General features: G+C 68.7%; 13 protein-coding genes. 4 read left to right on the top strand and 9 right to left on the bottom strand.

What is annotated here, in order from left to right; all coding sequences use genetic code 11:
- The first annotated feature begins 3 nt into the window (after window positions 1-3).
- A complete protein-coding gene (locus ACFQ4H_RS08475) occupies window positions 4-2,157 on the top strand; it encodes a serine/threonine-protein kinase (protein WP_377568955.1) in 2,154 nt (717 codons plus the stop codon).
- A 150-nt stretch (window positions 2,158-2,307) separates the two neighbouring features.
- Window positions 2,308-3,744: a helix-turn-helix domain-containing protein gene (locus ACFQ4H_RS08480; protein ID WP_377568958.1), complete on the top strand. Its 1,437-nt coding sequence runs from the start codon at window positions 2,308-2,310 to the stop codon at window positions 3,742-3,744.
- A gap of 344 nt (window positions 3,745-4,088) precedes the next feature.
- Here ACFQ4H_RS08480 and ACFQ4H_RS08485 read toward each other — a convergent pair whose 3' ends face one another.
- Complete coding sequence (locus ACFQ4H_RS08485; protein ID WP_377568961.1) at window positions 4,089-5,045, bottom strand: endonuclease domain-containing protein; 957 nt, start codon at window positions 5,043-5,045, stop codon at window positions 4,089-4,091.
- 280 nt (window positions 5,046-5,325) lie between these two features.
- Here ACFQ4H_RS08485 and ACFQ4H_RS08490 point away from each other — a divergent pair, with 280 nt between their 5' ends.
- Window positions 5,326-6,741, top strand: a complete 1,416-nt coding sequence (locus ACFQ4H_RS08490) for an RtcB family protein (protein ID WP_377568965.1) — start codon at window positions 5,326-5,328, stop codon at window positions 6,739-6,741.
- Between the two features lie 3 nt (window positions 6,742-6,744).
- Here the strand turns inward: ACFQ4H_RS08490 and ACFQ4H_RS08495 are convergent, their stop codons facing one another.
- The 6 genes from ACFQ4H_RS08495 to ACFQ4H_RS08520 all read right to left on the bottom strand — a co-directional run bounded on the left by ACFQ4H_RS08495 (window position 6,745) and on the right by ACFQ4H_RS08520 (window position 14,691).
- Window positions 6,745-7,167, bottom strand: coding sequence for an archease (locus tag ACFQ4H_RS08495; protein ID WP_377568967.1), 423 nt, complete (start codon window positions 7,165-7,167; stop codon window positions 6,745-6,747).
- 183 nt (window positions 7,168-7,350) lie between these two features.
- Window positions 7,351-10,203, bottom strand: coding sequence for a DUF5682 family protein (locus tag ACFQ4H_RS08500; RefSeq protein ID WP_377568969.1), 2,853 nt, complete (start codon window positions 10,201-10,203; stop codon window positions 7,351-7,353).
- Complete coding sequence (locus ACFQ4H_RS08505) at window positions 10,200-11,315, bottom strand: ATP-binding protein (protein ID WP_377568972.1); 1,116 nt, start codon at window positions 11,313-11,315, stop codon at window positions 10,200-10,202. Before ACFQ4H_RS08505 ends, ACFQ4H_RS08500 begins: the two co-directional genes overlap by 4 nt.
- A gap of 12 nt (window positions 11,316-11,327) precedes the next feature.
- The gene (locus ACFQ4H_RS08510; protein WP_377568975.1) at window positions 11,328-12,767 is read right to left on the bottom strand and encodes a VWA domain-containing protein; all 1,440 of its coding nucleotides are present in this window, start codon (window positions 12,765-12,767) and stop codon (window positions 11,328-11,330) included.
- Window positions 12,764-14,185, bottom strand: a complete 1,422-nt coding sequence (locus tag ACFQ4H_RS08515) for a hypothetical protein (RefSeq protein ID WP_377568977.1) — start codon at window positions 14,183-14,185, stop codon at window positions 12,764-12,766. Before ACFQ4H_RS08515 ends, ACFQ4H_RS08510 begins: the two co-directional genes overlap by 4 nt.
- Window positions 14,185-14,691: a hypothetical protein gene (locus ACFQ4H_RS08520; RefSeq protein ID WP_377568980.1), complete on the bottom strand. Its 507-nt coding sequence runs from the start codon at window positions 14,689-14,691 to the stop codon at window positions 14,185-14,187. The genes ACFQ4H_RS08515 and ACFQ4H_RS08520 overlap by 1 nt, the downstream gene beginning before the upstream one ends.
- 212 nt (window positions 14,692-14,903) lie before the next feature.
- Here ACFQ4H_RS08520 and ACFQ4H_RS08525 point away from each other — a divergent pair, with 212 nt between their 5' ends.
- On the top strand, window positions 14,904-16,091 hold the full coding sequence (locus ACFQ4H_RS08525; protein WP_377568982.1) for a sensor histidine kinase: 1,188 nt from the start codon (window positions 14,904-14,906) through the stop codon (window positions 16,089-16,091).
- 4 nt (window positions 16,092-16,095) lie between these two features.
- Here the strand turns inward: ACFQ4H_RS08525 and ACFQ4H_RS08530 are convergent, their stop codons facing one another.
- Window positions 16,096-17,643 (bottom strand): RICIN domain-containing protein, encoded by a 1,548-nt coding sequence (locus ACFQ4H_RS08530; protein ID WP_377568985.1) that lies wholly within the window; start codon window positions 17,641-17,643, stop codon window positions 16,096-16,098.
- Window positions 17,644-18,100: 457 nt separating this feature from the next.
- The gene (locus ACFQ4H_RS08535) at window positions 18,101-19,348 is read right to left on the bottom strand and encodes an acyltransferase family protein (protein ID WP_377568988.1); all 1,248 of its coding nucleotides are present in this window, start codon (window positions 19,346-19,348) and stop codon (window positions 18,101-18,103) included.
- Window positions 19,349-19,367: the final 19 nt, after the last annotated feature.

The following is a 19,367-nucleotide window of genomic DNA, read 5'->3' on the forward strand; positions in this document are numbered from 1 at the left end:
GCGATGGCCGACTGGTTCCCGGTCGGGGAGGAAGACGGGGCACCGGATCCGGGAAAGTCCCCCGGCACATCTGTTCCGGGAAATCTGAGTGACTTCACGGAGATCGCGCGTAACGGCCACACCGGAGTCCAGGTGTACAAGGCGCAACAGATCCTCGATACCGGAGTCCGGCGGGACGTGGCGGTCAAGGTGCTCAACGGCGTGGACGCTGCCCGGGCCCGTCGCGAACTCGAACTGACCGTCAGTCTCGGGCAACACGCGAACATCGTCACCGTGTACGACATCCGGTCGGCACCTGACGAGCCGGTATCCATCATCATGGAGTACTGCGCCCACGGCTCACTGGCCGACCGGTTACCCCACCTCAAAACGGGTACCGCCGAGGCACCGGTCGGCACGACACCGGTCGTCGAGGTGCTGGCCGCAGGCATCGCCGTGGCCAACGCGCTGGCGTACGCACACGGCCGACAGGTGGTCCACCGTGACATCAAGCCGGCCAACATCCTGGTGCGTGGTGAGGCCGGCGACGACAGCACGTCCTACGTCGTCGCGGACTTCGGCACCGCCCGACCGTTGAACGCCGAGGTGACCAGGTCCGTACGGGAGGGCACCTGGGCGTACGCCTCGCCACAGCAACTTCAGGAAGCTGCCCCACACACCACCGATGACATCTGGTCACTCGGCGCCACCCTGTTCACCCTCCTCGACGGTGCCCCGCCGTTCGCCAGGATCGAGCCTGGTTCCACCGACAACGACACGAGCTATGCCCTCCGGGTCATCCACGGCAGTCCCCGTCAGATCCGCCGTACCGACATCCCCGACGAGTTGCGTCAGATCATCGACCGCTGCCTACAGAACAACCCGGCCGAACGCTTCGCGGACGCGAAGTCGGTACGCGACGCGCTCACGCAGGTCCGCAACGCCCTCCAGTCCGCGACCGGCAACGCGGTACGGGTCGCGGGCACCCACGGCGGGCCATCAGCACCGGCTACCCCCGGTCGATCGGACTCGGCAACCTCCGCCGGCCCCGCACCGGTCGAGCCCGCCCTGCTGGCCCCGTCGGCCCTGGCGCATGTCGGCAACCTCGCCAGCCCGACCGGCAGTCTGCCGGCCCTGCCCACGCCACCGGCACAACCGCCGGCCCGGAAGTCGGGCCGCCGACGGTGGATCATCACTGGCGCGGTCGTGGCCGTGGTGTTGGCCATCGTGCCGGCCAGCATCGTGCTCTGGCCGAAGGACGGTGACCCGGGCAGCAGGCAGCCGAATCTGAGCGCATCGCTGGTCACCCACGCCCCCACTGGCGGCACCCCCACAGCCGGTCCGCGTACGACACCAACACCCACCGCGAAGCCGACGGCAAACACCCCACAGGCGCCCAAGCCCAAGGAGTTCTGCCGATCGGGGGCCCTGCCGTACCTCGATGGGGCCATCAAGATCGAGCCCTGCATCGGAGTCACCCGGGACACCGCAGTGATGACCGTGTACATCGACTCCGTCAAGCCGGTGAGCGACGTGACGGTGTTCATGTGGCTGGTCGCAGAGGAGGGCTTCCGGGTGGAGGAGACGCTGAGAAAGTGCGTGGTCAGTTTCTCAGCGGCGAACCAGAAGAAGACCTGCAGCTACGAGGTTCGTCCGGTGAAGCCAGCCACCTACGTCACGGCAACGCACGCGGAACCGAGCAGCCTCAAGCACTCGACGCCCTGGGAGAGCTACCCGCAACGGACCGGCACCCAGAGCGCCGCGGAGTTGTGGCCGCCGGTGCCTGCCGGGCGTCAGGAACAGTGCTCGGACAGCACCCAGATCATCCGGGTGGACGGGGCCATCCGGCTGACGCCGTGCGTGACAGTCGACGGCAATCGGCTCGTGATGAACGTCTACATCACCGCACTTGCACCGGTGGACACGGCAACGGTCTTCGTCTGGCTGACCGCGCGTGAGGGTTTCCGGGCAGACCAGACCCTGAGAAAGTGCTCCATCAGGTTCTCCGCAGCAAATCAGAAGCTCAAGTGCCGGTACGGAGTCACGCCATCCAAGCCGGCTACCTACTCCGTGGCGACGTGGGCCGAAGCGGGAAACCGCGACCGCCCGACGCCATGGAACAACTACCCGAGGTGGACCGGTGACCAGAGCCCAGGTGTGTCCTGGCCGGCTCGGTAGCGGAGAGGGTAACGGCACGCTCGACGAACTCCACGATCACAGTCAAGATCCACCGGCACCCGAACCAGGACATCGACGCGTGTTAGCATCCTGCCGCCCGGCAAGTCGTACGTCAGAACAGCCGGCGTCCGCGGCGGGCGGGAGGTTCTGGTGGCTGCATTCAACGGCTGGAAGCGGGAACCGGATGCGTCGGCGCCGACGCTCTGGGCCGAGTTCGGGCGACGGCTACGTGGCTGGCGGCGACGGGCGGGCCTGACCCAGGCGCAGGTCGCCCGCCAGGTCGGATACGACCACACGGTCATCAGCAAGCTGGAAAGTGGGCGTCGGGAGCCGCCATCCCGGCTGGTACGCCGCCTGGACGAGCTGCTGCAAACCGGTGGTGAGCTGCTGGCGGCCTGTACGGAGACCCCCGGGCAGTATCTGCCACCGGAGGTCGCCGCCAGTCGCTCGGACGGCATCCGGCTCACCCCGCTTCCCGGCGACGGGCAGAATCACCGGACGGACCTGCCGATCGTCAGCATCACGAACTGGCCCAGGTCACTACCCAGTCACGGGCTGGACTGCCCGTTGCACGGCACGCTGGGCTGTTCGGTGCCTGCGGTCGGGGATGCCCTCCTGACGTACCAGGCAATGAGCGGCGCCGATCCCACCGCGCAACTGTCCCCGCATGCGGACCCGGACACCATCCATGTCCTCACCGCACTGCTGGCGGTGTACAACCGGGCCGGCGTGGAGCAGGTGTCGGTAGGGCTCACCGCAGCGGTGGAGCACGCGTTGCACGGAATGACCCGTTGGCTGGAGGTGCTCACCGGACGGCCCCGGCGGGCGGTGTTACGACTGGCTGCCAGTTACGCCGAACTCGCCGGTGAGCTGCGGCTACAGCAGGGACAGAACGGGTTGGCGATGGCCTGGTTCACCATGGGGCTGCGGTGGGCGGTCGAGACCGACGACATCGGAATGCGGGTGGCGCTGTTGTGCGACATGAGCACGCTGGCGCGCCTCGAACACGATGCGGCCTCGACGCTCGGCTATGCCCGGGCGCTGCGGTCGGTGGATGCCGACCGTACCTGGGTGGCCATGCTGGCCGACATCTACGAAGCGCGCGGTCACGCCCTGACCGGTGACGCGGCGCAGGTACGGCACCACATCGACAGCGCCCGGAAGTTGTCGGAACACCTGGGGCCGCGCGACGACGCGGAAGCGCCGTGGCTGTTCGGCAGCGCCGGGCAGGTGTACGTGGAGACCGGGGCCAGTGCCGCGTTACGGGACATCGCGGCGCGTACGGCCGACCGGGCGACGGCACGGCTGGCGGTGGCGGCCGTGGAGCGGTCCCTCGATCGGCTCCCCGAGTTCATGCATCCGGCCAGGGTGCTGTTCACCCTCCGGCTGGCCGACGGATACGCCTGTGCCGGCGAGCCGCAGGCCGCGCTCACGGTTGCCGAGCCGGTCCTGACTGCGGCGGTCACCCAACCTACCGCGATCATCAGTCAGGAGTTGCGGGGTCTACAGTCCCGGCTGGCCGCTGGCTGGGGCGACCAGCCGGACGTACGTGCCTTCCTCCGTAACCTCAACGCCGGTCCGGCATGACTTGCCTGCGGGGTTGAGCCGCCAGAACCAGCGGTTCAAGTGGTCAGCCCTACGGGTCCGACCAGCCGTACCGTCTGACTCCGCACGAGGTGCGTGCCTACGAGTTCGCCCCCCGACGACGTGGCGTGGACACCGAACAGGCACGTGACGTCCAGCGCCGGATGGCCGACGAGCTGGAACCCTGCAACGGGAACTGTCCCTGGCTCTCCGGGACGACGACCGACTCAAGCGAACGCTGCACGACTGGCAGGCCATGCACGAGCGCCAGTGCGAGCCGACCTCGGATCGCCGTCCCAACGAGGGTCACTGGTAGCAAGCGCCAGAACCTCACCAGCCGTTAGATCTCAACCGTCCGTACGACGGTTGGCCAGGATGGCAAGGATCTCGCGGCGTACCTCGGTTGGTTCGTGCACCAGTCGGCGATGCGCGAACCGGACCACCAGGATGCCAAGTGTGGCCAGCAGCGCGTCCCGTCGAATGTCGATCTCGCGCTGACGTGGATCGCCGTGGGTGGTGGCCCCGTCGAGTTCGATGTTGACCCGCTCCGGCTCGGCATAGACGTCCAGGTACATGGTTCTGCCGCCTACCTGGACACGTACCTGGCGCTGGAACGTCGGCATTCCTGGACAGTTGAATATGTGATCGTGCCCCCAGATCTCCAACGGGCTATGGCAGCCGGCGTCGAGCCGGTTTAGCAGCACGAAGAATTCGGCCCGCTCGGGCAAGTTCGGCATGGTTGCCAGCAACGTACCGACCCGCTGAGGCGTAGTGAGCCGATCGTTGACCGCCCGGATCACCGATGCCCGCCGTTCTCCGGCAGACAGCAGCGGCCACCCGTCGACCAGCGATAGTTCCAGTCGGGTGACCGGAATGCCGCGACGTACCACGACCTGCGGCGGCTGTACCACGAAAGCTCGCCGCTGGTGCACGGTCAGGTGCGGACGGGTACGCATCCCAGCTCCGGTGGGGACGCTCAGATGCATCGGCTCATCGGCTGGCTGCTGACGTAGGCCCCAGACATCGAGTGCACTGAGGTGGCTCAGCGCAGCACGTCCATCCGCGTACGCCATCGCGGCCCGACGGCGAAGCTCCGGCGGTAGCGCCGTGAACGGATTGGCAGCGGCCCCAACGGAACGCTTGTTGATGAGCGCCGCGTCTACGTAGACCTCGGGCAACACCCGTAGCAGCGCACCGGTCCGGTGCGCCGCGTACAACGTCCATGCGGGTACTACCTGGATGGCCGACGCCCGGGTTACCAAGCCGCCACCGCTGTCAACGAGTGATCGAAGCACGGGATTCACGTTGCCGACCGTGTCCCGAGATGACATAAGCCAACAACCCCAGCGCCTCAACGCTGTGGACAACCAACCCAGTTGTGGACAACGTACGCGGGGCCAGCCTGATGTGCTACGGAGATCAATCGAGGAGCGTTTGCCGCTCGGTAGCGTTCTTGCCGGCGTGTCATGTCACTCAACCGTCAACGATCAAACGAGGGCAGAGGTGTAGCCGGCGGCCGTACGGGTAGCCATGGCACTCGCACCGGGCCTTGCTGGGTCGAGGCGGGCAGCAGAGGTGGTGGCCATGGAGTTGGTCGAGGAGTCGCCGTACCGCTTCCGCATCGATCAACATGACGAGATGCGGGTACCGGGCGTGGTGTTCGCATCCCGGTCACTGCTGCCCGACGTCCACGCGGACAAGTCCCTGGAGCAGGTGGTGAACGTGGCCACGCTGCCCGGCATCGTCGACGCTTCGTACGCCATGCCAGACGTGCACTGGGGCTACGGATTCCCCATCGGCGGTGTCGCCGCCACCGACATCGACACGGGCGGGGTGGTGTCGCCGGGTGGGGTGGGTTTCGACATTTCCTGCGGGGTACGACTGCTGGCCGCCGACCTGGACCGCTCGGAGCTACAGCCGGTGCTGGACAAACTCATGGACGGGTTGGACATGTCCACGCCACGCGGCATGGGCAAGGGTGGGCTCTGGCACGTGTCCGGCCGCTCGGGCCTGGCGGCGGTGTTGACGGGCGGCTCCCGGTACGCGGTCGAGCAGGGCCATGGCGTCGCGCGCGACCTGGAACGCTGCGAGGACTACGGCGCGGTCGGGGACGCCGACCCGGACCGGGTCAGCGACCGTGCGATAGAGCGCGGCGGTCAACTCGGCAGCCTCGGCTCCGGCAACCACTTCCTCGAGGTGCAGGCCGTCGACCACGTGTACGACGAGCGTACGGCCGAGGCGTTCGGGCTCCGGACCGGCCAGATCTGCGTGATGATCCATTGCGGGTCACGCGGATTGGGGCACCAGATCTGCACCGACTACATCCGGATGATGGAAGGTGCCATGGTCGAGCACCACATCCGGGTGCCGGATCGGCAGCTTGCCTGCGCCCCGGTGTCGTCGCCGGAGGGGCAGGCCTATCTCGCGGCGATGGCCGCCGCCGCGAACTATGCCCGCGCCAACCGTCAGGTGCTCGGTGAGGCCGTCCGGCGGGTCTTCGAGCGGGTCACCCGGCGAGGACTGGATCTGGTGTACGACATCTCGCACAACCTCGCAAAGATCGAGACCCACGCGGTGGACGGCCAGCAGCGGCAGCTGTGCGTGCACCGTAAGGGTGCGACCCGGGCGCTGCCTCCTGGCCACCCGGATCTACCGGCCGATCTCGCCGGGGTGGGTCAGCCGGTGCTCATCCCGGGCTCGATGGGCGCGCCGTCCTACGTGTTGACCGGGGTGCCGGGCGCTCCGGCCTTCGCCTCGACCTGTCACGGTGCCGGTCGGGCACAGAGCCGCAAACAGGCAGCCAAGTCGGTGCAGGGCCAGGACCCGCGCCGCCAACTGGAAGCCCGCGACATCGCCGTACGTGGGGCGTCACGCCGTGGCCTGGCCGAGGAGGTCCCCGAGGCGTACAAGGACATCTCGGAGGTGGTCGAGGCGGCCGAGGGCGCCGGGTTGTGTCGGCGGGTGGCCCGCATGGTTCCGGTCGGCGTGGTCAAGGGTTGACGGTCACACGTCGAGCGTCACGCTGCACGACCAGTCCCCGGCCCCCGGCTCGAAACGCAACTCGTGTAGTGACACCGCCTTCGGTACCGCTCCTACCAGCTCGACCTGATCCGTGTCGAGCATCCGCATCCACACATCGAACCCGTCGTCCACGGTCGTCACGTCCACCTCTGCCGGGAGCTGGCTCGTGGTGTCCATCAGATAGATCACTTCGTCGAGGACCGAGACCAGCATGTCCGGATCCGTACCCGGATCGACCCGGAAGCAGGCCGTCGCCGACGGCCTGCGGTCCGACAGGTCAGCGAAGCTGTCGACCATGGCCGCGACCGCCTCCACCACGCAGCGCTCGCGGGTCGGTGCCCACGCCTCGATGCGTACGTCTGCGGTATGCGGGACACTGCGATGGCCCGAGGCTCGCTCAGCCACCCTGTCTCACCTCCTCGACCGGGTTACCACCTGCCCATTCTCACCGGATCCGCCGTCTCTGGCCCCCGGTTCCCGGGCATGCCCGCCCAGCCGGGCCCGACCGGACTCAAGTAGACCGGTCGGACCCGGCAGCCCTGGGGATGGGCCCGGGCCGGTGGCCCCCTCGGCGCCGGTCCCGGGTCCCTAGACGGCCAGCAGTTCGGCAACCGCCTCAGCAGCCAGCGGATGTCCCACCAGCAACTCCCCCACCTCCCGATGGTCCGGTCCGTCCTGACCGACCGTCGACTGCCACCCGGCCTCGCAGCCGAGCAGCGCGGCAACCGCGTCGCAGGTCGCCGGCTGGCTGGCCAGCAGTTCGGCCACCGGACCGGCCATCGCCGGCACCGGGCTGGCAGGCGCGGCCGGTACCGCCCGTGCCTGCCAGGGCGGCGTCCAGTTGTCGAGGGCGGTCAGGTTGGCCGGGAACGTACGGCCCGCCTCGCGTACCAGCACCGGCACCATGCCACCCGCCTGCTGACGCAGCGTCGTGATCAGCGTCGGCAGCCACGGAAGCAGGACCGGGTCGGGCAACCAGGCGAAGGCCTTCGACATCGTCTCGACCACGAACGGCGTCAACGTCGGCACCGGCTCCAGGGCCTGGACGAACCCACTCAGATACTGCGGGAACGCCGGGACGACGAGCGGATTCGTCAACAGTTCGTCGCACCTCGACCGCAACTCGGCCAGGGACGACAGGCCGAGGGGCAACCGGGCCGCCCACAACAACGCCACCTTGGCCGGCGCTTCGGGGTGCGACTGCCGTACGGCCAACTCGAGCTGGGCGCGGTCACAGCCGAGTGACAGCGCGAAACTCTCCATGGAGAACAGGAACCCGAGCATTGCCGCCACCTGGTGCACACCGGTGTCCTCAGCCACGAAGGCGGTCGGCAGCAGGGTGCAGTAGTGCGCGTACCCGACGGTCACGAAGGAGGCGCACCACGCCGGCAACTCCGGCTCGGCGGCCCGGTAGTACGCCAGCAACCGGCGGATCCTACGCAGCACCTCGGGTGCGTCGTCGACGGTCCGCTCGGCGGCCAGCAACTCCACGGCTCGGGCACCGAGGTCGTCGGTGAGTCGTCGACTGCCCAGATACAGCAGCGAGTCCTCGACGGCCGCCAGCGCCACCGCAGCGGTCGCCTGTGGGCCCCAGACGGTACGGCGTAGACGCTGTTCCAGCACCTGTTCGACGGTGACGCCCTCGTAGCCCAGCTCGATGATCGACCGCTGGTGGCGGCCGATCGCGAGATCCCAGCTCTCCTGGATCGACCGCTCGCCCAGCTGCCGGCTGCCCATGATCGGACGGACCGCGTCGTCCGGCAGCAGGTAGCGCAGCATCCAGAGCAGACGTGAGCAGGGCACCAGCTCCGGGTTCGCGTCGAGGTTCAGCAGCGCCCGATGGATCGTACGTTTCTCCAGGTCGAGCCCGAGCGGGGCCAGCCGGTCGTACACGTCACGGGCCAGCGGCGGCAGCGCCTCGTAGCCGACCTGGCCGACCCGGTCGCCGCCCATCAGGATCTCGCACAGCCGGCGTACGTCCCGCCGGCCGGGCACCACGTCCTTCTCGATGCACGTGACCGCGGCGTCCTGGAAGTCGTACGGCGTGGGACGTCCCCGGTTGCGCATGCCGGCCAACAGGATCGACGTCTCGAACACCGCGATGGCGTCCGCCGTGCTGGACAGGTAGCCGTTACGGCGGGCCAGCCGGACGATGTCGACGGACCAGCCGAGCAACTCGGCCTCGTCGAGGCCGTCCAGGGCGGGCGGGTTCGACAGGAAGCCGGACAACCGGTCGGCCACCGGCGCCTGGGGCACGGCCGCCACCGCCCTGGTCCGCTTCGACCGTTTGCGGCTGCCCTTCTGGCCGGCCAGTTGGAATGGCGTGACGCCCCACCGGGCCACCGCCTTGTTCCAGGTGGCCTCGGCGATCGACACCGAGCCCGAGGCCAGCCCGAACTGGGCCTCGATGGCGGAGTGGCTGGACGGGATCAGCCCGTACAACCACTGGGTGCCGGTACGGGCCGTGATCTCGAAGTCGTCCGTCCCGGCCCACCCGAACTGCTCGACCCGGCTGGCCGCGTGGAAGGCACCGCAGACGTACAGGCACTCCGACCGGTCGACACCGGAGGTGGCGAGGTGCTGACGCATCCGGGTCCACATGTAGCGTTCGCGGTCCTCGTCCCGGGCCAGCCGCGCACCGTCACCCGGGTTCAGCCGCCGGAACAGGCTGCCGATCAGCACCATGACCTGTCGGTAGGTGTCGTAGTCGGCCCCGGACAGGGGCTGTTCCACGTACAGGTCCCACCACTCGGACCAGTGCCGCACCTTGCCGTGGTGCAGCAGGTGCTCCTCCAGTTCGGCGAAGCGGGGACGGAGATCGCCGATCTCGATGCCCACCGCGTCGCCGTGCAGGGCGGCGTCCTCACCACGGTCCACGGTGTCGTCGCTGTGTTCGACGGCCTCGTCGTCGGTCGCCGCCGGCTGCGCCGGCTCCCGGGGGTGCCACTGGAAGACATGGTCCGACGACCGGTCCACCAGCACCAACTCGACACCCGGGGTCTCCAGGGCATAGGCGATGGCCTGGTATTCAGCTGACGCCTCGGTGATGGGGGCAACCACGCTGAGCGGCCCCCAACTGGACGGGAAGCCGTCCAGTTCGGTCGCGAACGCCTGCAACGCCACCGGGAGGCGGCAGTTGCGCAACTCGTCCAGCAACGGCTGCAGGTCCTCGCACAGCTCCAGGTAGATGACCTTGGGTTGCTTCTCCTGAAGGCGACGGACCATGGCCAGCGCGGAAGCCGGCGAGTGGTGGCAGACCGGGAAGACCTCGAGCTCCTCACGCAACGCCCGGTCGACGTCGTCGACGATGCCCGACAGGATGTCGGTCAGGGCGCTGGGCCCGTCGACGAAGGCGTCCGCTGCGTCGAGCAACTGCTGGCGAAGGGCAGCGAACGGGCCCTGGGACTCCGCCAACCGCGAGTTGCCGGTGTGCACACTCATGAGAGCGTGGCGATGGCCTCACGGCCACCTTCGAGGAAGGCCGGCCACGATCCGCCATCGGCCTTGCTGCGGGGCTCGATGACACCGTGCCAGTACTTGTTCAGGATCGCCAGGTCCTCCGGGGTACGGCGGGCCAGCGAGCCCACCAGCGAGTTGGCCAGTGTCTCGGCCCGCAGCGTACGGTCGCCGAAGAACTGGCTGTGCAGGATCGCGTCCTCCAGCACACCGATCTGCTCGGCGGTGGAGAGCGCCGACTCGAGCTTCTCGTCGTCACTCTTGGCTGACGCGGCAGCGGCCCGCAGGTCGGCGAAGCTCTGCAACAGGATGTCCAGCAGCGTCGGCGGCACGTCCAGTTCGATCTGGTGCCGGCGCAGCAGTTCCGTGGTACGGAACCGGACGATCTCCGCCTCGCTGCGCTTGTTCGTCACCACGGGAATCTTGACGAAGTTGAACCGCCGCTTGAGCGCCGACGAGAGGTCGTTCACCCCCCGGTCCCGGCTGTTGGCCGTGGCAATGATCGAGAATCCGGGCTTCGCGAACACGATGTTGTCGTCGTCGAGTTCGGGGATGGAGACGTACTTCTCGGAGAGGATGGAGATCAGGGCGTCCTGCACGTCGCTGGTCGAGCGGGTCAGCTCCTCGAACCGGCCGATCACGCCCTGCTCCATCGCCGTCATGATCGGCGAGGGGATCATCGACTCCCGGGACTGCCCCTTACCGATCACCATGGAGACGTTCCACGAGTACTTGATGTGGTCCTCGGTGGTGCCGGCCGTGCCCTGGACGACCAGGGTCGAGTTACGGCAGATGGCCGCCGCCAGCAACTCGGCCAGCCAGCTCTTGCCGGTGCCCGGATCCCCGATCAGCAGCAGCCCCCGGTCCGACGCCAGCGTCACGATGCTGCGCTCGACGAAGCTACGGTCACCGAACCACTTCTGGGCGACCTCCCGGTCGAGTCCGTCCGAGCGCTCGGAGCCGAGCACGAAGAGCCGTACCATCCGTGGGCTCAGCCGCCACGAGAACGGCTTGGGGCCGTCGTCGATGGACTCCAGCCAGTCGAGTTCCTCGGCGTACTTGACCTCAGCGGGGGCACGCAGCATTTCATTGGTCATTTCGCGGGTCTCCTAGGTGAGGAAGTTCTTGAGCTCGAAGACGAGTTTGCGGATGTGTCCCGAGAGCACGGGTGTCCCGAGGTCCTTGAATTTCTGGCGGAACCATGCGTTGACGTACGCCTGGCCGCCGCTGTTCACCGAGCCGACCGGGATCAGGCGCACGCCGGAGCGGTGGATCGCCGCCAGACCGTCGTAGACCTGCTGCATGTGCCACTCGTCGAAGTCGGAGATCCAGACGACGACGGTGTTGTCGGGGTCGGCGATCTTCGGCTGGGCCAGGGCCAGTGCCACGGTGCCGTCGGTGCCGCCACCGAGTTTCGTACGCAGCAGCACCTCGAACGGGTCGTGCACCCACGGGGTCAGGTCGATGGCGCGGGTGTCGTACGCGATCAGGTGTACGTCGACCTTCGGCAGGCCGGCGAAGATCGATGCGAGGATCGTGCAGTTCACCATCGCGTCGACCATCGAGCCGGACTGGTCGACGACCACGATCATCCGGGCCGGGGTGGTACGCCGGGCCGTGTGCCGGTAGTAGAGCCGGTCCACGTACAGCCGCTGGTCCTCCGGGCTCCAGTTGGGCAGGTTCTTCCAGATGGTCCGCTCGATGTCGAGGTTGCGGAACACCCGCTTCGGCGGAACCGACCGGTCGATGGTGCCCACGCTGGTCTTCTCCACCTGGGTACGCAGCACCTGGGCGACCTCGTCGACGTACCGGCGGATCAGTGCCTTGGCGTTGGCCAACGCGACACCCGACAGGTTGTCCTTGTCCCGCAACAGTTGCTCGATGAGGGACATGCTCGGCGTCAACTGGCGGGCCAACGCGGGATCGGCCAGCACCTCACGCAACCGCATGCGGCTGACCAGGTCCCCCTCCAGACCGGCCAGTACGCCGCCGATCTCACTCGCGCCGGGGCGCGACCGCAGCTCACCCGGCCGTGCCCCGAGCGCCTGCTCGAACCAGCCGGCGTCGGCCTGCCAGCAGGCCAACTGACTGGCGGTGACGTTGCCCGATCCGGTGGAGAAGACGTTGAGCAGGAGTTTCGACACCAGGGCCGCCCGACGTACCTCGGCGCTGCCGGCCGGTGTCGCGCGATGGTCGGCCGGCAACGCGGCATCGTCGTCCGGGGTCGTGTCATGCTCGGCCGGCGTCTCGGCCGGCCCGTCCGGCGTCGTGTCGTGCCCGTCCGGCGAGGGTGGTGGCTCGCGGTCGCCGGTCTCGTCCGCCGTCAGCAGGCCCTGCAACTCGGTGGCCAGCTCGGGGAACCGCTGCACGATCGTGTCCACCGAGACCGACGGGTCGAGCAACGCCGAAGGCAGGCCGAGATCGTCGACGATGGCCATGCTGGCCGCCTCCAACGACGGCTGTTCCTCACCGTCGAACACCCGCGCCAGCAGCCGCCAGTAGAGGACCTGACGCCGGTTCTCGTCTGCATTGATCTGGGGATCGCTCATTTCCGCAGCAACCGTCCGGCCCGCTCACGCAGCACGGCCACCGCGTCTCCCGCCTTGGCCTCGGCCTTCACGACCTTGGGGTCCGTGGGACCGAGCGCCCAGTCTCCGGTGTGCACCACGACCGGCTTGCGCTTGACGGTGGCCTGCACCGCCATCGGCTGCAACGACCATCGACCGCCGTCCCAACGGATCAGGCCGAGGCAGGCCGTGGAGGCGGCCACCAGTTCGGACGTGAGCGGGCCGCAACCGGGCAGCCGGTCGACATCGACCGCGAGGCTGCTCCCACCCAGGTCGAACCCGATCGTCGCCGGATCGTCGCCGACGGTGGTCACCCGGTAGCCCTCCACCAGCACCGGTTCGGCGATGCGCACCGTATGCCGGTCCAGGGGCGGCACCGGCGGCGCGAGCGCACCGGCCAACTGGACCCGGGCGGTCGTGAACGGGTCGGCCGGCTCGTCCGGACGGGCCTGCTCCTCCCGCCAGACAAGATCGCCGCTGCTGTGCAGGGACATGTCGGTGATGGTCACACTGCGCCGCTCGGCCAACGCCCCGAGCAGCACCGGGTAACCCGACAGCAGCCGCCACAGCGCGGGCCCGACGATGGTGTCCACCTTCGCGGCGGCGACGCTGGCGCGTACCAGCCGAGCCGGTTCGCCACCGGCGGGTTCGAGGATGCCGTGCACCTGGATCTGTACCGCGGTGCTGTGCTCGTGCACGTCGACACCGAGGATCAACAGCCGCCCGGAGACCGGCGTGACCGCCCCGGAGCGGCCGGCCCAGCCACCCGGCTGCGACAGCAGCAGGGCCCGTGTCCACAGGTCGGCCCAGCGACGAACCGGCAGTTGCGGCATCGTTCCGACCGGACAGGACGCCCGCAACTCGGCGGTCAGGCCGTCGACGAGGACCGCCAGCCGCCGATGGTCGGGGGCGGCAAGTAGTGCTTCGAGCATCTGGCCGGAGGCGGCGACCAGGTCGTGGTCGACCCCTCGCCACCCGGCGAGGGCCACCTCACTGAGCCAGGACCGGCACCCTGCAAGCAGGTTGTCCGATCCCCCGGTCACGGATGTGGCCGGCGAGGGTTCCCACACCGCCCGGGTCCGCCCCGACGCGGCGTCGAAGCCGGCCAGCAGGGCATCGTGTACGGCACCGAGCAGGGCGGCCCGCGCACCGGCCAGCATGGACAGTCGCTCGTCGGTGACGGAACCGGCGACGATCTTCTCGACCGCCTCGGAAACCCGTTCGCCGAGCGGCGTGATCCCGACGGCCGCGGCCAGGGCGGCCAGGGACGACGCGTGTTCCTCGCTGAGGCGGGCGAAGCCGGGTACGAGACTGTCGTCGAAGCCGGCCACCAGGTCGAGCGCCTCGCGCACCCCCGGCATGCCGTGTTCGAACAGTTCGGTGAGTTGTGCCCCGTTCATCAACGGACCGCCCTCGTGGCCGGGAACCAGTGCAGTTCTGCGACGGGTTCGGTGGTCTCGGGCAGCTCCAGGTAGGCCAGGTGGCGCAGGAAGCGGCTGAACACGACCGCTGCCGGCGCCGACTCACGGTGGCCGCGCAGCCTTCTCATCAGATCGGCACCGGACTCGACCTCATCGTCGATCTCGACGTGCAGGTAGCGGGCGACCCGCTCGACGCCGTACTGCACGACGGCCTCCACGACGAGCGCGTCCAGGTGCTTGCACGGCCCGTAGTTCACCCCGCCGCACGGCCGGTTGTTGTTGGTGCTGCAACTGTATGCGTGGGATGCGGCGGCGATGGACGACACGTAGACCCGCTCGATGTCCGAACCACTCGATACGACGCCCTGTAGCCGCCCGTCGGCCAGCTCGACGAAGGGCACCTTAGCCAGTTTGCGCGGCTGTACGGGGGGTATCACCCGCGCCGTGCTGCGCTGTTCCCACGCGGCCTTGTCCGCGTCCACCACTCTCGACCTCCAGCCTCAGACAGCTCGCGTACGTTAGCCGCTGCGGCCGACATTTCTCTGGACGGGTGCGCCATGGGCTGGTCGGCGGCCACCCGCTGTGGTCCCGGTCGCAGCACCCCTACTGGCGGGTCACCTGGCGGCCGTGTGAGCTACCGTGCCGCCATGCGTCAACACACGTCCCGGCCGTCGATGCACCGGCCCACGGGCGACTGATGCGCGTACGGGCGCTGGTGGAGCTTCGGCAGCTGGGGCTACGCCATCCACTGCTGACAGACCTGGTGGTGGCCGTGGCGACGATGACGGTCAGCCTGTTACTGGGCGTGTACAGTCCGACCCCGGCCGGGGACCGGGACTTCGACGGGTTGGGCTTCGCCCTCACCTGCCTCGCCAACCTGGCCCTCATGGCCCGACAGCGGTCACCGGTGTCGGTGATGGTCTACTACTGCGCCATCTGGATCGCCTACATCTCGCTCGACTATTCGGCTGTGGTGAACAGTCCGGGATTCCTGCTGGCTCTCTACACCGTCGCCGCGCTGAAACCCGTCCGGGTGACGGTGGTCACCGCGGTTCTCGGCTGCGCGGTCTGGATATACGCAGCTCCCGAGGCCATCGTGGTCGCCACCGCTCAGGGCGTCGTCTGGATGTCCGTCGTCAGCCGCCTCGGTTACGGTGCCCAGCAGTTGGCCACCCGCAACACGCAACTGGCACACCTCGCCGAACGGTTGGCGATCGAACAGGACGAGCGGGCGCGACGTGCGGTGGTCGACGAACGGCTGCGGATCGCCCGGGAGTTGCACGATGTCGTCGCCCATCACATGTCGGTGATATCAGTACAGGCCGGACTGGCGCAGTATGTCCTTGACGACGACCGGGACACCGCCCGGGCGGCGCTCAGCACGGTCATGGCGGCCAGCAGCGAGGGCCTCGACGAGATGCGCCGGCTGCTGTCGGTGCTCCGGCCGGGATCGGACAGCGACGCATCGGGTACGGCGGCGACGCAGTCCGGTTCCCCCGTACCCGCACCGGGCCTGGACCGGCTCGACGACCTGGCGGCCCGGGTCCGCACCGCCGGCGTACCCGTTGAGCTGACCGTCACCGGCGAACGGCAACCGCTGGCCCCCGGACTCGACACCTGTGTCTACCGGATGATCCAGGAGGGGCTGACCAACGTGTTGAAGCATTCCGCCGCTGCCAACGTGACCGTCGCCCTGCACTTCGAGGCGGGCAGGTTGACCGCCCGGATCACCGACGACGGCACGCCCCTCCCGGAACCCCGCTCCCCATCGGGTGGCCAGGGCATCAACGGCATGCGCGAACGCGCCATGCTCTACGGCGGCACGCTCACCGCGGGGCAACGCATCGACGGCGGATTCGAGGTCGTGCTCACGGTACCGGTCTAGCGCCTCAGGCGTACCGGAGGTAGAAGCGCTGACACGGGTTGCTCAGCCAGCGCCACTGCTGGAGTCTGGCCCCGTTCGCGCCCTGACACCCGTTCAGGTCGAACGACTTTCCGCTGTGCCGGGCGACGAGCCGTACCCCGCCCTGCGGGCGCGGCTCGAGTCGCCACTGCGAGTTCGTGCCGGTGCACGCCCCCTGCTGGGCGACCCCGCCGTCGGCCTTGGCGTTGCCCTTGATGACCAGGCACTTGTCCGGAGCCGAAGTCGGATGGATCCGGTAGTAGCCACTGTTGACGTGGGTGAACATCCACTTCTGACACTTGCTGCCCAGCCACTTCCACTGCTGCACGGTCGCCCCGAGTCCGGTCCGACAGGCCGCGACGTCGACCGCCTTGCCGGTGTGTACGTTGAGAATGGCAATCTTGCCGACCGGGCGCAGTCGGAACTGCTGGCATCTGTTGTTCAACCATTCCCACTGTTGGATGTCGACCCCGACAGCGGCACCGCAGGCGGCCACATCCAGCGCCTTGCTGCTGCTCCTGTTCATCAGCCGGAAGTATCCGTCGCTGGTACGGATCAGTTTCCACTGTTGGCAGTTGTTGGCCAGCCACGGCCAGGTCTGGACGTTGGCACCGTTGGCAGCCCGGCAGGCGCCCAGATCCAACACCTGGCCGCTGACCCGGTTCGTGAGGCGGAAGTAGCCGTCCCTGGTCGGTTGGATGATCCACCGGCTGGCGGTCGCCGTACACGCCTGTTGGGTCACGTCGGCGCCCTTGCGCCTGGGGTCACCCGTCACCCCGACGCACCTACCGGAGGACAGGTTCACGACGTTGTACGAGATCAGCCGTTGCGGTGCCGGAGTCTGCGTCGGCGACGCGACCGGGGCGGCCGGCCTGGTCCCGCCCGTCTCCGGGGTCGGCTTACGGGCGGCCGGGGTGGTGGGCGGATCTTCCACCAGTCCGGGCCGGTCCCGGTCCCGGTCGGCCGGCTCGGGGCTCGGCGTGGTGTCGTCACCCGCGTCGGCCTCGTCGTCCGGGGCGGTGTCCTCCCCCAGTCCGGGCTGATCGCCGGAACCATCTCCGCCTTCGCTTCCGGTCCCGTCCCCCGGACCGGTCTCGTCGCCGTCATCCGCCTCGTCGTCGGTCAGGGGCAGCCCCGCATCGTCCGGGCTGTCCTGCACCTCCCGATCGGAACTGGCCCTGACGTCGTCCCGCTGGCCGCCGCCGGTCACGGGTGCTATCACCAGCGCAGCTACGGCCAGGACAAGGCCGGCTACGGCGACCAGTGCCGCACGACGCCGGACGACCGCACCCCGCTGCGCCCGGGTGGACGCCGGCTCAGGCTGCTCCAGCGGCTGACCGGGCCTGGTCGACCCGGCAGACGTCGGCAGAGCCGCTCGGGTAATGGGGGCGAACTCAGGTGGGAAGGTCATGTCCCAGCCGGTCCGCGTCTGCCGCAACCGGTCCGGCTCGGGCATCTGCTCCGCCCGGGCCGACTGTCGCAACGATTCGGCAGACTCGCCCGGCCACGGGGTGCCACGCGACGGGTCCGTCATCTCATCACATCCTCTCGGCACCGGTTGACGTGCTCGCCGTCGAGACCGGAACCGCGCGAAGCTGAAAGCCCACCGGAATTCGCATTGACGCCGGTAACCGACATGGAGCCGGTGCCCGAATCGACGGCGACGCTACTCAACCGACCGGGGATCGTCGTCTCGCGCTGTTATGAGATCCAGGTAAACCCTTGCCGTACCTGTCGGGGTTCCTACAACCATCGCAGTATCCGACCGTGTCCCCTCCCGCCGTGACGACGGAAGGGGACACGGATCAGACCAGCGTCGGACCGCCGGCTCTCAGAGCTGGACCGCCGGCTCTCACAACTGGACCGCCGGCTCTCAGTGCTCGACCGCGACGCCCGGGGCTGGGACTGGTCGACCGAGGTACCGGTGACGGCGCAGGCGGTGATCCCCGGAACCAGGTGGGGCGCGGGTCAGCCGCCGCCAGAGAAGCGGGTCAGCCGCCGCCAGAGACCGGTGCCGCCGGAGCAGGTACTGGCGTCGTCCGACGGCGGGGCGCCAGCAGTCGCATCATCGGCGTCTCGACGAACCGGAACAGCAGCCCGGCCAGCAGCAGGTTGAGCAGGAGAAAGCCGATTGCCGCCGCTGGGCCCTGCCAGCCGGGGAACCCTCCGATGTTGTCGGTGGCCCGTAGCACGCTGGTCACCACGAACACGTGCACCAGGTAGTAGGCGAACGACACTTCGCCGAGCCAGACCATCGGTCGGGAGCGCCACGGTGACCAGGTGCCGCGCACGTCCGCGTCGGCGGCGGCGGCGATCACCAGTACGTACGCGATCGCCAGCAGTGTGGTCCACAACTGGGCGGGGATCCACTGCGCAGCGACGAACCAGGTGACGACGAAGATCACGCTGGCGACCGGCAGGCTCGGGCCGCGCCACCTGCCCCGCAGCATCAGTTCGGCGGCGGCCACCCCAAGCCAGAACTCGAGCGAGCGGACCAGCGGGAACACCTGCGTGAACCACCAGCGGTCGGCCTCCGGCACCAGTGCCTGGGCGGGCCACATCGACAGGATGAGCAGCGGCATCGCAAAGACGACGGCATAGAGCATCCACGGCCGTGCCCGGCGGACCAGCGGCAGTACCAGGGGCAGGCAGAGGTAGAAGAACAGCTCGCAGGAGAGCGACCAGCTCACCGTGTTGACGCTGTAGAACCAACCCGGTGTCGGGTTCCAGGCCTGCACCAGGAACAGGTTGGTCAGCACCACCTTCGGGTTCTGTGGGTCGGCGAAGTAGAAGATCCCGAGCAGCAGCACGGCGGCCCACAGCACCACGTGGTTCGGGAAGATCTTCGCGATCCGCCGACGCCAGAACACATGCCGGGGCTCGCCCGGCCGGGCCGACCAGACCAGCACGAACCCGCTGAGGATGAAGAAGAACTGCACCCCGGAGAGACCGAGCGTGAACAGCCGGTCGACCACCGCCTTGTAGTCGGGATCGGCGATGACCCCCATCGTCCCGACGTGGAAGCCGAAGACCAGCATCGCCGCGATCCACCGCAGACCGGTCAGGGACGGCAGTTTACTGGGGCGGGCCTGACCGACACCGGAGGTGGTCGGCGGGCCTTCCAGGGCAGACCGCTGACGAGGCGGGGTAGTGGTGACCGAGGTCACCGCCTGTCCACGATGGACAGCGGGGTTCGCGGCATCGGGCAGTGGACCGGGGGGTATCAGCTCGGACGTCATGTCGCCGGGGACTCTAGCG

The organism is Micromonospora sonneratiae (genome assembly GCF_042679305.1).
In the GTDB taxonomy this organism is placed as follows: domain Bacteria; phylum Actinomycetota; class Actinomycetes; order Mycobacteriales; family Micromonosporaceae; genus Micromonospora_H; species Micromonospora_H sonneratiae.

Coding starts and splice junctions, on each gene's coding strand:
- ACFQ4H_RS08535 (WP_377568988.1), bottom strand. CDS start 19,348: ATGACGTCCGAGCTGATACCCCCCGGTCCACTGCCCGATGCCGCGAAC.
- ACFQ4H_RS08505 (WP_377568972.1), bottom strand. CDS start 11,315: ATGACCAATGAAATGCTGCGTGCCCCCGCTGAGGTCAAGTACGCCGAG.
- ACFQ4H_RS08475 (WP_377568955.1), top strand. CDS start 4: ATGGCCGACTGGTTCCCGGTCGGGGAGGAAGACGGGGCACCGGATCCG.
- ACFQ4H_RS08515 (WP_377568977.1), bottom strand. CDS start 14,185: ATGAACGGGGCACAACTCACCGAACTGTTCGAACACGGCATGCCGGGG.
- ACFQ4H_RS08525 (WP_377568982.1), top strand. CDS start 14,904: ATGCGCGTACGGGCGCTGGTGGAGCTTCGGCAGCTGGGGCTACGCCAT.
- ACFQ4H_RS08490 (WP_377568965.1), top strand. CDS start 5,326: ATGGAGTTGGTCGAGGAGTCGCCGTACCGCTTCCGCATCGATCAACAT.
- ACFQ4H_RS08510 (WP_377568975.1), bottom strand. CDS start 12,767: ATGAGCGATCCCCAGATCAATGCAGACGAGAACCGGCGTCAGGTCCTC.
- ACFQ4H_RS08530 (WP_377568985.1), bottom strand. CDS start 17,643: ATGACGGACCCGTCGCGTGGCACCCCGTGGCCGGGCGAGTCTGCCGAA.
- ACFQ4H_RS08500 (WP_377568969.1), bottom strand. CDS start 10,203: ATGAGTGTGCACACCGGCAACTCGCGGTTGGCGGAGTCCCAGGGCCCG.